Raw genomic sequence first — 13,095 nt, 5'->3', positions numbered from 1 at the left:
GGCGCGCCCTACGCTGGGAGATATGACCGGCCGCGAGCCCCGCACTGCACCACGGGTGCTGATGCGGCTCACCATGATGCTCGTCCTGGCCCTCACCGTCGGGCTGCTCGGTATGCACGCCCTGAGCCCTACGGCCGCTCTGCCGTCGCCGGTCACCGTCGAGCAGCACACGTCCCACCACGTGGCGACGACAGATGCCGGTCCGCACTACCTATGCCCCCACGACGACCACGACACGGGCCGCCACATCAGCCACGCGGACACGATGTGCGCCTCCGGGTCCCTGCCCAGTGCCCCCGACATCACCGCACCGGACAACGTACCCATCACCGGCACAGAGCACGACGACGCCGATGCCGTTGCCCCCGTGCCGAACCTGCTCTCAGCGGCCTACGAAGCCGCCGGAAGACGGGCGCCACCCTCGCTCGCCGAACTCCAGCTCCTGCGGATATAGGGACTCCTCCTGCGACGCGCCTTCCCCGCAGTGCCCGTTCCCTCCGCACTCGATCACTGGAGTCAGCGAAATGAACACGAACCGATCCGTACCGCGTCGTGCGGCCCTGGCCGCCACCGCGGCCGCCCTCGGCCTGATCCTCGGGGCCTGCGGCACCGACGACAGTACGAACACTGCCGGCACCGCTGCCGGTACTTCCACGACCACCCCGGCTCCGTCCGAGGCCGAACAGCACAACAAGGCGGACGTCGCCTTCGCACAAGGGATGATCCCCCACCACCGCCAGGCCATCGTCATGTCCGACATGGCCCAGTCCCACGGCGCCTCCGACGCGGTCAAGGCCCTCGCCGAGAGGATCAAGAAGGCGCAGCAGCCGGAAATCGACGCCATGGCCGGCTGGCTGAGGGCATGGGGCGAGAAAGTGCCCGCCGGCATGGGAGGCATGGACGGGATGGGACACGGCGATGACGACTCCGCCCTGCCCGGCATGATGGACGACGAGGACCTCAACCGCATCGGGAGCGCGCGGGGCAATGCCTTCGACACCATGTTCCTGATCCATATGATCGAGCACCACGAAGGCGCGATCGACATGGCGGAAACAGAGCAGCGGCAAGGTCTCTACGGCCCCGCCAAGACCCTTGCCGACGACATCATCACCTCCCAGACCGCCGAGATCACCCAGATGCGCGAGATGCTCAAGAACGGCTGACCATGCGGTGTGGATGGCCTGAGTGCGCCTTGCCGACCGACGCCGTCACGGGCAATACGCACGGCGTGTGAGTGACCCGGGCACGGGCCCGAAGGTCCCCCGTGTCTTCTGGTGGTGCGGAGACACCGGACCGCCTTCGGCGTCCGGTGTCTCCGCACGGTCCGGTTAGAGCTTTGCGATGTCCTTGTGGATCACTTCGATCCCTCCGTCGTGGTAGGCAACCAGGCGGATCTTGAGCTGATATCCCTTGGGCGCCTTGATGATCTGGTTGATCGTCTCCCCGAGGCTGCCGCCGTGACATGGAGGCTCTGAATTGAGGGCGGTCCAGCCGTCCCCCACGTCCTTCGGATCGTTCCACTCCACCCAGACGCAGTCGGGCTCGCCGGAGAAGGCCTGCAGCGAGATGATCTTGACCGAGTTCACCGCGCCGTCGACGCGCTCATAGGTCACAGTCGCGGAATTGCGGTGGAGGCCGGCGCCGGCCTCCAGGTTGACCGTACTGACCAACGTGTCAGCAGCGGCCGGGACTGCTCCTCCCGCTATCGTCGCGGCCATTGCCGCAGCGGTGACAGACAGGGCTGATATGCGCATGTTCCGTCTCCAAGAAGCTAGTTGAGGGAAATTCACCCTAGCCATGCATGCGGCTCACGGTCCGACAACATCCGTCAATCGGCCGGAATCGAGCCTCACCTCGCGTACAGGGCGGGTCCGGTCCCCGACATCGCAAGGCGGAGGTGCTCCTGCGCACCGTACGGACTCGAGAACCTCCGACAAGGCAATCAGGTGCGGTGCCGGGCGGCCATGGACCACGAATTCCGGCTGCTCAACGACGTGACGTCAGGAAGTGAATGCGACCGCCACGTCTGACCGGCCCCGACGGGTTGTCGGCGGGAAGGATGAAGGTGACCTCGGTGCGGTCCTTGCGCAGCGTGCGCTCCAGCATGGGTGCTCCTGACGGGCGGTAGTGGATGGGTGCGTCGCCCATCGTGGGTGGTGCGCGCATGGCCCGCACGCCGACCCGGCCACCCGCGTCCCGGTGTCAGTCGCCCACCATGCCAGGTGACACCCATGGCGCGAAACATCACGCAAAGTGTCATCCTGGCGGGTAGGAGTCCTGTTCCGCAGTAGCGCCAGGAGCCGATAATCGATGCCCAGCAGGCTGTGCCGGGGGGTGCGTTGTCGCGCAACGACGCAGGCTCTGATTCAGGAGTCGCGGATTGTGCCGGAGTGCGCGGACAAGCACTCGATCATGGAGGTGCCGCGTCGGCGCATGGCCGGCAAGACCGTCATCGACTGCGCGCACGGCGGAATGCGGCAACTGGTCACAACCGGTTGCTCGTGCGGTAGCAGCTCGCGCACTGTGGCCAGAAACGCCCAGGGCTCTGAGAATGTCGACGTGCGCTGGTCAAGACCGCGACCGCGTACCGCCTTCGTCGACCGGGAGAGAAGATGACCATCAAGGACATCGGGCCGGAACCTCAAAGCTTCGACCTTGAGAAGGCGACGCTTGAAAACACGGACTATCGCGCCGTCGCCTGGTCCGGGAAGTATCTTCAGTTGACCCTCATGTCGATCCCGGTGGGTGAGGACATCGGCTTGGAAGCACACCCGGAGACCGACCAATTCCTACGACTCGACGCAGGCCGGGGCCGCGTCCAGATGGGCCGCGCGAAGGATCGACTCGACTTCGACCAGGAGGTCGAGGATGGTTGGGCAATCTTCGTACCCGCCGGCACTTGGCACAATGTCACCAACATCGGTGACGAGCCCCTGCAGCTCTACGCCGTATACGCACCGGTCCACCACGCGTCGGGCAAGATCCACGCGACAGCCGCCGACGCGGAGCGCGACGAGGACTCAGGCGACGACGAGCCGGCAAGCTGGTCGGCCCAGCCTGACCAACAGCCATCGGACGAGCACGCCTGACCACCGATGGCTTATCGCGACAGTAGTTCCTCGCCCAGAGGCGAGCCGGGAGAATCACGCTCCTCCCCTCCGCCCGTACACCCATCTGACCCCACGACACGTGACGTTCCGCTCGACCTCTGAAGGCATGGACGTACCTCTGCGGCAGTCAGCGACCGGCTCGGTGCTCGATTTGTCCGCAAAGTGCGGAGCCCGCGTTCCTCCGCAACGGGCGTCGGCCTGCTTACAGCCTCGACCGTTCGTTCCCCAGTGCAAAAGCGTTCCAAGAAAGCCGATGCAACGCTGTTCCCGTCCGAGCTGGACGACGAGATGGCCGAGGCCGCACGTTCTTGCCCCAGGTGGCGCAGTTGTCACCGCCTACCCGATGCTCCTGTAGATCCAGATGCCGAGGAACGGCCCCAGCCGTGGGCCGGCATGCAGGTGACGTCAGGCTGTTTCAGTATGGAAGTCGGGTCGGACGTGTCGCTGTCCACGGAGGTGAGTGCGATGACGCTTCCCGCGCGGCGCCGGACCGGTGGCCCGGTGGAGCCGGACGCCTTCTTCGGCCGCACGCACCCGTTCTTCGGCGCGCCACGGGCGCGGCACACGCCGCTCCGGCCGATGCGGGTACCAGGCCACGCTCCCCTCGGCGGTGAAGAGCGAGGACGCCGGTACGGCTCCGGCCGACGATGCGCTCACGGTCACCGTTCCCGAGGCGCAAGCAGGTACGGCACGGGGCGGGATGCGGCCTCCGTGAACCTGTGCGAGAGGACAGCGGGCGTTGCCAGGCTCCACGTGTCCAACGGTCGGCACCGTGGTCAGGAGCCGAAGATATTCTTGGCAGCGGCAGGGATCGGGATCGACCGCAGCGCGTGGGAACAGGCCCCGATTTCCTCAGTCTGCAGTGAGCGGTGCCGTGCCCAGCGGACGGTGTGTTGGGAAGGGGTCAGCGCGACCACCTGGGTTCCGCGATGAGGACGGCCGGGACGCCGGAACCCACCACAGCCAAGAGTACCCACGGCGCAGGAGGATCGGAGAGTGCGTCCGAGCGGGCGATCCTCACCTTGACGATGAATCCTGCGGTCGATCTCTGCTGGGAGGTCGGGCACCTGGAGGTCATCGGCAAGAACCGTGCCCGGGTCAGGTCGGTGGCCGCCGGGGGCGGAGGGATCAACGTCGCCCGTCATGTCGTGCGGCTCGGAGGACGAGCCACCGCCGTCCACACCGCCGGAGGCGAGGTCGGCCTGCGCCTGAACCGACTGCTGGACGAAGAGGGCGTCGACCACGTCGCCATCGACATCGACGACGGCACCCGCGAAGCACTCGTGCTGTTCGAGGCCGAATCGAGGCGCGGCTACCACATCGTGCCGCCCGGCCCGCACCTGCACGACCACGAGGGGCGGCGATCCCTGGATGCGCTGGTGCAGGCCGTCGGCAACTGCCCGTACGTCGTGGCCAGCGGCAGCCTGCCCGGCGGCTTGCCCGACGACTTCTACGCGGTCGCCGCCCGCCGCGTCAGGGAAGCCGGATCCCGACTGGTCCTGGACACCTCCGGTCCGGCGCTTCGCGGAGCACTCGCGGAGGGCGTGTTCCTGCTCAGGTGCAACCGCACAGAGGCCGAGAGCCTGACCGGCCGGCCGGTCCGTGGCTTCGACGACGCCCGGGCTCTCAACGAGCACCTGATCGCCACAGGGGCCGCCGAGATCGCCGTCACCACCCTCGGAGAGCTGGGCGCACTGTGCTCGACCGGCCACGGCCACACCGAGCTCTACGCGCCGCCGCTGCCTGGCGAGCCCCTGAGCGACGCCGGGGCGGGAGACAGCATGGTCGCCGCCCTCATCACACAGCTGGCCGCCGGAGAGGATCCCGTCAGCGCCGCCGCGTCGGGGGTGGCCGCAGCCGCCGCAGCGATGCTCACCCCCAGCACCGAGCCCTTCGACCTGGACACGGCCCGATCCCTCCGCTCCCAGGTGAGGACCAGGTCCCAAACCGATGCTCGGCGCCGGGGCGTTTGACCCTGCCCCCCTGCCGTTCGGTCGGCCCCCCTCCACATTGCGTACTCCGTGTCCACAAACCGACCCTGCCCCGTCACCGCGTCGGAGCGGGGCGCTGCCGGTGGTGCTGAGGCACGCCAGTGCCGACCTCATGATGCGAGCGGGCCCGCGGTTGGGAAGACTGGAAGCATGGCGACCAAGGCAGTGCTTGAGGGCGGCCCGGACGATCTGCCCGAGCGGATCGTTTCGATCTCCGACCCCGGACAAGACCTGAAGATTCCACACCGCGGCGGGTACGAGCATTTCAAGAACACGTCGCGGCACCAGGACAGCCCGGAGGGACGACTGGCGGTCTACGAGTGGTGGGAACGGACAGAGATCGCCGAATGAAACGGACGATCGAGGACGCTCGGCCTATACCTCACCACGGCGGCCGCCATGCGCGGGCCGACACCGCTTGGTGGAGTGGATCGCCGGCCTCGATCCGGTCCAACCGTCCCCCAACGGCTTCCGTCCTCCGGGTACTTCGCGACCGGCTTCCAGCCGCTGCCGCTCAAACGAATGGCGCGAAGGCAACGCCGCCGCTCTTGCTCCTGCGGAGCGCAGAGCGCAGGCGAGGGCGGGTGCGGGAGGCGGCGCAACGGAGTACGTGAGCCGGTGCCTACGACCAAGAGGTCCTCCACGTCACGGGCGGTGTCCACCAGGACGGCGCCGGGGGTGCGCCGTACGGTGAGGCCCGCGAGGGCGACTCCGGGCTTCACCGCACGGAACGCCGTGTCGAGCACCTCGCGAAGTCTTTCGACGGCAGCCGTACGGCATTCCGCCAGGGCGGAGGGGCTGAGGCCGTTCCGGCTGCCGAGTTCACCGCCCGGCGATTGCCACGCCAGGACGACTCGCAGCTCCGCATCCCGTGCGCGGGCCTCTGCGGCTGCCCTGTGCAGGGCTGCCAGACTCCCCAAGGTGCCGGTCACGCCGACCACGACTCTTCGCACGACCTGTTCTCTCTCCTCGCCGTCCGGTCACCGGTCCCGATGGAAACGCCACGAGGCACGGCGGAGCCATGTCCTTCACGGACTTCTGGCGGAGAGGTCCACAACCCTGACGCACTCCTGATGGACTCCAGGTCCTGCCGTCAGTGATGCGTATGGAGTGGGTCGGTGGCCGTATGGGTCCCGTTACGGGGTGGCCGCCGGGGCGCTGGGGCGGGGATAGCTTCGGTTGCACGTCCCGGACCGCCTCCCCGCGCCGGGGCGTGACCTGTCACTCGTTGGTTCCCCGAGGAGGGCCCCATGTGCTTGTTCCAGTACGACGAATCCGACTCCGAGCCCGAGGAACAGGGCCCGGCCGGGCCTCTGTACGTGCCCGCCCGGCCGGGAGAAGCGCACGTCGTCGTGCGGCTGTTCCGCACCCCGATGGGAACCCGTACCGCCGTCGGTTTCACCAGCCCGGAACGGCTGGCCGCCACGCTCGGTACGGCCCAGCCCTAAATCCGGCTCTCCGAGGCCGCCCGTGCGATGGCCCGGCCGCTCAGCGCGTCCCTGCTGACCGTCGACCCGGCCCTCACCGCGCCCCCGGTCCCCACGGCGGATGCCGGACCCACCGGAGCACCGCTCACATGGGTATCCGAGACCACGGCCCGCACGGCCTGAAGGGGAGCGGAACATGACCATCGCCGTTCTCCCTGAGATGCCCGCCGCCGGTGAGCTGTCCGTATGGCCCGCGTCCACGAGGCCGCTCCCCCACGGCGACCTGGCCGTCGGCGGAGTCTCCCTCACCGAGATCGCCGAGCGCTTCGCCACCCCCGTCTACGTACTGGACGAGGGCGAGGTCCGCGGGCGGTGCCGGACGTATCGCGACGCCTTCCCCGACGCGGACGTGCTGTACGCCGCCAAGGCGTTCCTCTCCCGCGCCATGGTCCGATGGGTCCAGGAGGAGGGGCTGGGCCTGGACGTATGCTCGGCCGGGGAGCTGGAACTCGCCGTCACCACCGGATTCCCGCCCGAGCGCATCGTGCTGCACAGAAACGCCAAGTCCCCCCACGACCCTGAGGCCGCCCTGCGCCTCGGTGTCGGACGGATCGTCATCGACAGCCCGTCCGAGATCGCCAGGATCGCCGCCGCCGTCGGCCCAGGCGGCCGCCAGAAGGTGATGGTGCGGGTGGTCCCGGGCGTCTTGGCCGGCGGCCACGACAAGATCCGAACCGGAAGGGAGGACCAGAAGTTCGGGCTCTCCCTCACCGACGGCGGCGCACAGCACGCCGTCACCCGGATCCTGGGCCAGCCGCGGCTCGAACTGACCGGCTTGCACTGCCACATCGGATCCCAGATATCCGAGGTGAAGCCCTACCTGGTCGCCCTGCGCCGCATGATCGGGCTCATGGCCCGCATCCGTGACACCCACGGCCTGGTCCTGCCCGAGCTGGACATGGGCGGCGGCCACGGCATCGCCTACCAGCCGGGCGAACCCGCCCTCGACCTCACCGCGCTCGCCCGGCGGATGCGTACCGAACTCGTCGACGGCTGCGCCGCCGCCGGACTGCCCGTGCCCCGGCTCGCCGTCGAACCCGGACGGGCCGTCGTGGGCCCCGCCGGAGTCGCCCTCTACCGGGTGCTCACCGTCAAGCACACCGGCGAGAACGTGTTCGTCGCCGTCGACGGCGACATGATCGACAACCCGCGCCCCGCCCTGTACGGGGTGCGGTACGCACCCCGGCTCGTCGGCCGCCACTCGGCGGCCGGGCCCCGTACGGCCACCGTCGTCGGGCGGCACTGCGAGGCGGGCGACATCCTCGCCTCCGACGTCCAGCTGCCGGGCGACATCCACCCCGGCGACCTGCTCGCCGTACCGGTGGCCGGTGCCTACCAGCTGTCCATGGCCTCCGGATACAACCTGGTCGGCCGCCCCGCCGTCGTAGCCGTCCACGAGGACACGGCCCGGCTCCTCGTCCGGCGGGAAGCTTTGGAGGACCACCGGCGCCGGGACATCGGCGCCTAAGGCCACACGAGGGCACGTTCGCCGCCGCTTGGGATTCTCCATATCGTCACGGTGAGATACAGGCACGGTGAGATACAGGATGGCGGCAGGTGCGGCAGCCGGGCGGATCGTCAGTCCTGACGACCGCCCGGTGCCCGCAGCAGCCGCTCCAGCTCCGTTCCGGCCTCTTCATATCCGGCGTCGGAGATCCGTTGCAGCTCGCGCAGGTCACCGGCCGCGGCCGCGCGTCGCGTGAGCAGCATTCCGGCGTGCCGGGATCCCTCGTCCAACAGGTCGCTCAGCTCCGCGACGTCGCCGGCCGCGTCCGCGAGATCGGCCAGCCGGTCCAGCGCGGTCTCGTTGCCCTCGTCGGCCAAGTCGCGAAGGGGCTCCCGATCGGGGTTCGTGTTCTCCATTCCCGACACGCACGTGAGCCCCTGCCAGGTCGAGCGCGGCCAGGGCCCTGCTCACTGTCCAGCCGGCGCCGCGGACCCGATCCGCGCAGGCCGGCAACCACAGCTCGGCCGCGGCGGCCGTACGCGAGCTCACCCGTCACCGGCCGGAGGTCACACCTCCCAGGTGACCGGGAGGCTCTTCACCCCGTAGATGTCCGCGGTCTCCGGGCGCAGGGCGACGTCTTCGGCCGGTACGGCCAGGCGCAGCGTGGGGAAATGCCCCAGCAGCGCGGTGAACGCGACCCGCATCTCGATGCGGGCCAGCTGCGCGCCCAGGCACAGGTGGATGCCGTGGCCGAAGGCCAGGTGCCCGCCGGAGTCCCTCCCGAGGTCGAGCATGTGGGGATCCGGGTATCGCTCGGGGTCGCGGTTGGCGGTGTTGTACGACAGGACGACCGTCGTGCCGGCCTCGATGGTCTGGCCGCCCACCTCGACGTCCTCCAGCGCCGTCCGCATGAACGACTTGGCGACGCTCAGATACCGCAGCAGCTCCTCGACGGCCTGGTCGATGAGCGCGGGATCGGCGCGCAGCGCTGCCAGTTGCTCCGGGTTCTGCAGCAGCGCGAAGGTCCCGAGGGACAGCATGTTGGCGGTGGTGTCGAAGCCGGCCGCCAGCAGGATCAGGCTGATCCCCTGCAGCTCCTCATCGGTCAGGTCGCTGTCGGTGAGTTCGCTGAGCACGTCGTCGGTGGGGTTCGCACGCTTGGCGGCCACCAGTTCCGCGAGGTAGGTCTGGGTCGCGGTGTAGGCCGCCATCAGCTCCTCGTCGCCCGTCTCCCCGTTCATGAACTTGTCGATCTGTTCCTGGAAGGAGGCCCGGTCCTCGTACGGCACCCCCAGCAGCTCACAGATGATGATGGTGGGGATGGGCTTGGCGAACGCGGTCACCAGGTCCGCCGACGGCCCCGCCTTCTCCATGGCGTCCAGGCAGTCGGTGGTGATCTGCTCGATGCGCTCGGTGAGCAGTCGCATCCGCCGTGCGGTGAACTTGCCGACCAGCGGCTTCCGGTAGCGGCTGTGCTGGGGGTCGTCCATGAGGAGGAACTCGCCGGGCGGCGCCGGAGGGATCTCGAAGTCGACCACGTTCAGGAGGTCCTTGCGCGAGCTGAACCGCGGGTCGGCCAGGACCGACCTGACCAGTTCGTATCCGGTGATCATCCAGCCGGGTTTCCCGCCGGGGTGGGTGTAGCGGCTGATGGGGCCGTGCCGGCGGGCGTCGATCAGCTCTGCCGGAGGGTCGAAGGGACAGCCGGACTGACGCTCCGTCGGCAGCGTCGTAACAGTGTGGACCGATTCATCCATGACCATTCCTCACCTCGCGATAGTGCGTGTTTGACACAACTCGAAAGCTACGTTGCATTCAGGATTGCTGCAATCCACTGGAACGCATAAGTGCAGCTGAAGAGCGCCAAATTGATGCAATGACGCTGCGCTCGAATGCAATGGTGCGTTGCATTGAGTGGCGGTGAAGGCAATACTGGCGGCATGCCTGGAGGACGGTTGACCCAGCAGGAACGCCAGCGCATCGCGGCCGGACTCACCGGCAGGCTCTCCTACGCCGAGATCGCCAGGCGGCTCGACCGGCCGACCTCGACGATCAGCCGGGAGATCGCACGCAACGGCGGTCCCGGCGGCTACCGGCCCCAGCAGGCGCAGCTGGCTACGGTCCAGCGGGCGCAGCGCGGCACACCGGCACCCCCGCGCGCGGCCGGAGCGCCGGGCGGCGCGATGGAAGAGGAGATCATCGAGCTGGCGGTCAGGTCGGGACTGCCGAGGATGACAGCGCGCGTGCACGTCGACCTGTTGCTGTCCGAGGACGGCAGGCGCACAGCAGCCGAGCTGACCCGCAGACTGAAGGTCAGCCCGGCCTCCGTCTCCGTAGCCGTGAACTTCCTGGTCGAGCATGGGTATGTCCGGCGCGAGCGCGATCCGCAGAGGCGTCGCGACATCTACGTGGTCGACGACGACGCCTGGTACCACTCGATCGTGATCAGCTCGCGGCAGACGCTCGAGGCAGCGCAGGCCTCGACGGCCGCGGCGCAGACGTACGGGCCCGAGAGCCCCGTGGGTCAGCGGCTGGCCAAGGTCGGCGCGTTCCTGGAACAGGTCAGCCTGGACATGCTGGAGTCGGCCGACCGATGCCGCCGCCTCCTGGCGTGACGGGTCTCAGCCGAACCGTCTGGGCCGCCGGCGGACCAGTTCCTGCCGAACGTCACCGACCCATGCCATCTGGCCGTCCGGCACCGCGGCGGCACGGCGGGTACGTCTGGTTCACCGCTGACGTCGACAACATGACCCCTGAGAAGCTCGTCGGCCCTCCCGCGGTCCACGAGGACACGGCCCGGATCCTTCTACGGCGCGTACGCCGGAGGGCTACCGCCACCGGGACATCGGCGGCTAGGGCCGGTAGACGAGCTCGATCACCATCGCTGCGATGAGCGCCCAGACCCCGATGCCGAGCAGCCACAGGGCATCGAGGATCGCGCCGGTGGCGATGACGGTCAGGCCTGCCGCCCCGAGGACGAGTACGGTCCGGCGGACGGCGCGATCGGGGCGCCGGGAGATGGTCACGACGGCGAGCATCCCTCCGGATCCGCGTGGGGGGGAGTATCCGGAGGGTTTCCTGTCGGCATCTTGGCGCTGATGTCAGCCCGCGTGGACGTGGGGACGGCGGGCGCGGTCCGGTTCGGCCTCGCGGATGACCTCGCGGGTGACCGGGGCGACCTCGCCCTGGCCGAAGAGGAAGAAGCGGAAGAAGTTGGCGAAGGGGTTGCCCTCGGTCCACTCGAAGTAGATGTGCGGGCGCTGACCGGTCTCGTCCCGGACGTGCAGCAGGAGGGCGGCCAGGGCGTTGGGGATGCTGGAGCTCTCCAGGGTCAGGACGCGGTAGCGGTCGTGCAGCACTTCGCCGCGTACGCGCATGCCGGATTCGAACTCGGAGGCGTCCAGGACGGTGACCTCGACGAACATGACGTCGTCCCCGGCGGGGATGTCGTTGTCCGCGCGGATCTGTTCCTTCTTCTGCCGGTATTCCTCGCGGTCCCGGTTGTCGGGCTCGTTCGCGATGAAACGGATCGTGCGGTTGGCGGTGTCGCGGATGAACCGCTGGGCCATGTCGTCGAACTCGATGTGCGTGACGCGCAGTTCGAAGACCCGGGCCAGACGGGAGAGGAGGGACAGGGCGATGATGCCGGCGATGAAGCAGGCGCCGATCTTCACGCCGTCCGGCCGCTCGACGATGTTGACGGCCGTCGTGTAGATGAAGACGGCCGAGATGACGCCGAAGCCGATCGTCCAGCCGCGCTCCCCCGCCCGGCGCGCGGCGATGGTCACGGCGACCGCGGCCGAGGTGATCAGGACGAGGACACCGGTGGCGTACGCGCCGCCCTGCGCGTCCACGTCGGCGTTGAAGATCCAGGTCACCAGGAAGGCGACGAGGGTGAACACGATGACCATCGGTCGCAGCGCTCGCGCCCAGTGCGGCGCCATGCCGTACCGGGGCAGGTAACGCGGCATCAGGTTCAGCAGACCGGCCATCGCCGACGACCCGGCGAACCACAGGATCAGGATCGTGGAGATGTCGTAGACCGTGCCGAAGGCCGATCCCAGGTACTCGTGCGCCAGGTAGGCCAGGGCCCGTCCGTTGGCCTCACCACCTGGCTGGAATTGGGCTGGTGGGATCAGCAGCGTGGTGATGAAGCTGCTGGTGATCAGGAAGACGCTCATGATGATGGCCGCGGTCGTCAGCAGCTTCTTGGCACCGCGGATCCGGCCCGCCGGCTTGTCCTCGGTGTCCTCGTGGGCGCCCTTGACGTGCGGCATGACCGCCACACCGGTCTCGAAGCCGGACAGGCCGAGCGCGAGCTTCGGGAACACGATGAGGGCGATGGCGACCATCATGAGCGGGTTGCCGTGCTCGGCGGTCAGCGCCTCGGTCCAGTCGGTGACGACATGGGGTTCAGCAGCCACCTCCCACAAGCCGCGCGCCACCACGACGACGTTCAGGCTGAGGTACGTGGCCACGAGGACGACTGCGACGCCGATGGCCTCGCTGAACCCCTTGAGGAACACGGCACCGAGGAGCGCGATCATGATGAGCGTGATCAGCACCTCGTGGCCGTGCAACGTGCTGGTGAGGTGCGGGTTCTCCACCAGGTGCGCGGTAGCGTCCGCGGCCGAGAGGGTGATGGTGATCAGGAAGTCGGTCGCCGCGAACCCGAGCAGGGTCAGGACGAAAAGCTTCCCCTTCCAGAAGGTCAACAGCCGCTCCAGCATGGCGATCGAGCCCTCGCCGTGCGGGCTCTCCTCGGCCACTCGCCGGTAGACCGGTAGCGCGCCGAAGAGAGTGAGCAGGACCAGCACGATGGTCGCCAGCGGCGACAGCAGCCCGGCCGCCAGCGCCGCGATGCCGGGCTGGTAGCCGAGGGTGGAGAAGTAGTCCAGACCCGTCAGGCACATGACCCGCCACCAGGGCCGGCCATGGGGCTGGGCCGCCGCCTCCTTGGCGGCGGGCGAACTGTTCTCGGCGGTCAAGCCTTCCAGCATCCACGCGCGCAGGCGCGAGGAGCGGGCCGGGGTGGCCATCGTGGGGAGCTCCTGTCG

14 protein-coding genes are annotated in these 13,095 nt (G+C 68.8%); 8 read left to right on the top strand and 6 right to left on the bottom strand.

The annotated features are described in order from the left end of the window. Positions 1–22: 22 nt before the first annotated feature. Both OG624_RS34960 and OG624_RS34955 read left to right on the top strand, forming a co-directional pair. Positions 23–454 carry a DUF6153 family protein gene (locus OG624_RS34960; RefSeq protein ID WP_266354542.1) on the top strand — a complete coding sequence of 144 codons (432 nt, stop codon included), beginning with the start codon at positions 23–25 and terminating at the stop codon, positions 452–454. Positions 455–524: 70 nt separating this feature from the next. After that, positions 525–1,166 carry a DUF305 domain-containing protein gene (locus tag OG624_RS34955; RefSeq protein ID WP_266354543.1) on the top strand — a complete coding sequence of 214 codons (642 nt, stop codon included), beginning with the start codon at positions 525–527 and terminating at the stop codon, positions 1,164–1,166. Positions 1,167–1,331: 165 nt separating this feature from the next. Here the strand turns inward: OG624_RS34955 and OG624_RS34950 are convergent, their stop codons facing one another. Further along, a complete protein-coding gene (locus OG624_RS34950; RefSeq protein WP_158711884.1) occupies positions 1,332–1,757 on the bottom strand; it encodes a hypothetical protein in 426 nt (141 codons plus the stop codon). 858 nt (positions 1,758–2,615) lie between these two features. Here OG624_RS34950 and OG624_RS34945 point away from each other — a divergent pair. From OG624_RS34945 to OG624_RS34935, 3 genes are all read left to right on the top strand, one after another. Next, positions 2,616–3,092, top strand: a complete 477-nt coding sequence (locus OG624_RS34945; RefSeq protein ID WP_033223128.1) for a cupin domain-containing protein — start codon at positions 2,616–2,618, stop codon at positions 3,090–3,092. Between the two features lie 950 nt (positions 3,093–4,042). Continuing rightward, positions 4,043–5,086 (top strand): 1-phosphofructokinase family hexose kinase, encoded by a 1,044-nt coding sequence (locus OG624_RS34940; protein ID WP_078909447.1) that lies wholly within the window; start codon positions 4,043–4,045, stop codon positions 5,084–5,086. Between the two features lie 168 nt (positions 5,087–5,254). Further along, positions 5,255–5,455: a DUF5988 family protein gene (locus OG624_RS34935; RefSeq protein WP_033223127.1), complete on the top strand. Its 201-nt coding sequence runs from the start codon at positions 5,255–5,257 to the stop codon at positions 5,453–5,455. On the opposite strand, the gene OG624_RS34930 is transcribed toward OG624_RS34935, so the two are convergent. Beyond that, on the bottom strand, positions 5,419–6,045 hold the full coding sequence (locus OG624_RS34930; protein WP_078909446.1) for a universal stress protein: 627 nt from the start codon (positions 6,043–6,045) through the stop codon (positions 5,419–5,421). The two genes, OG624_RS34935 and OG624_RS34930, sit on opposite strands and share 37 nt — an antisense overlap. Positions 6,046–6,354: 309 nt before the next feature. Between OG624_RS34930 and OG624_RS34925 the strand changes: the two genes are divergently transcribed. Both OG624_RS34925 and lysA read left to right on the top strand, forming a co-directional pair. Beyond that, positions 6,355–6,552, top strand: coding sequence for an SAV_915 family protein (locus OG624_RS34925; protein WP_371640313.1), 198 nt, complete (start codon positions 6,355–6,357; stop codon positions 6,550–6,552). A 175-nt stretch (positions 6,553–6,727) separates the two neighbouring features. Then, positions 6,728–8,059, top strand: coding sequence for a diaminopimelate decarboxylase (gene lysA / locus OG624_RS34920; protein WP_033223126.1), 1,332 nt, complete (start codon positions 6,728–6,730; stop codon positions 8,057–8,059). Between the two features lie 110 nt (positions 8,060–8,169). On the opposite strand, the gene OG624_RS34915 is transcribed toward lysA, so the two are convergent. Then, positions 8,170–8,454 (bottom strand): hypothetical protein, encoded by a 285-nt coding sequence (locus tag OG624_RS34915; RefSeq protein ID WP_033223125.1) that lies wholly within the window; start codon positions 8,452–8,454, stop codon positions 8,170–8,172. A 150-nt stretch (positions 8,455–8,604) separates the two neighbouring features. Then, entirely contained in the window at positions 8,605–9,795 is a 1,191-nt protein-coding gene (locus tag OG624_RS34910) for a cytochrome P450 (RefSeq protein ID WP_033223124.1), read from the bottom strand. A 183-nt stretch (positions 9,796–9,978) separates the two neighbouring features. Between OG624_RS34910 and OG624_RS34905 the strand changes: the two genes are divergently transcribed. Continuing rightward, positions 9,979–10,653 (top strand): helix-turn-helix domain-containing protein, encoded by a 675-nt coding sequence (locus OG624_RS34905; protein WP_033223122.1) that lies wholly within the window; start codon positions 9,979–9,981, stop codon positions 10,651–10,653. A gap of 237 nt (positions 10,654–10,890) precedes the next feature. On the opposite strand, the gene OG624_RS34900 is transcribed toward OG624_RS34905, so the two are convergent. Then, entirely contained in the window at positions 10,891–11,064 is a 174-nt protein-coding gene (locus OG624_RS34900; protein WP_244290856.1) for a hypothetical protein, read from the bottom strand. A 75-nt stretch (positions 11,065–11,139) separates the two neighbouring features. Beyond that, positions 11,140–13,077, bottom strand: a complete 1,938-nt coding sequence (locus OG624_RS34895) for an APC family permease (protein ID WP_266354548.1) — start codon at positions 13,075–13,077, stop codon at positions 11,140–11,142. Positions 13,078–13,095: the final 18 nt, after the last annotated feature.

It is taken from the genome of Streptomyces virginiae (assembly GCF_041432505.1).
GTDB classification, from domain to species: Bacteria; Actinomycetota; Actinomycetes; order Streptomycetales; family Streptomycetaceae; genus Streptomyces; species Streptomyces virginiae_A.
The sequence above is the reverse complement of the archived record's forward strand: the minus strand, read 5'-3'. Positions and strand labels throughout refer to the sequence as shown.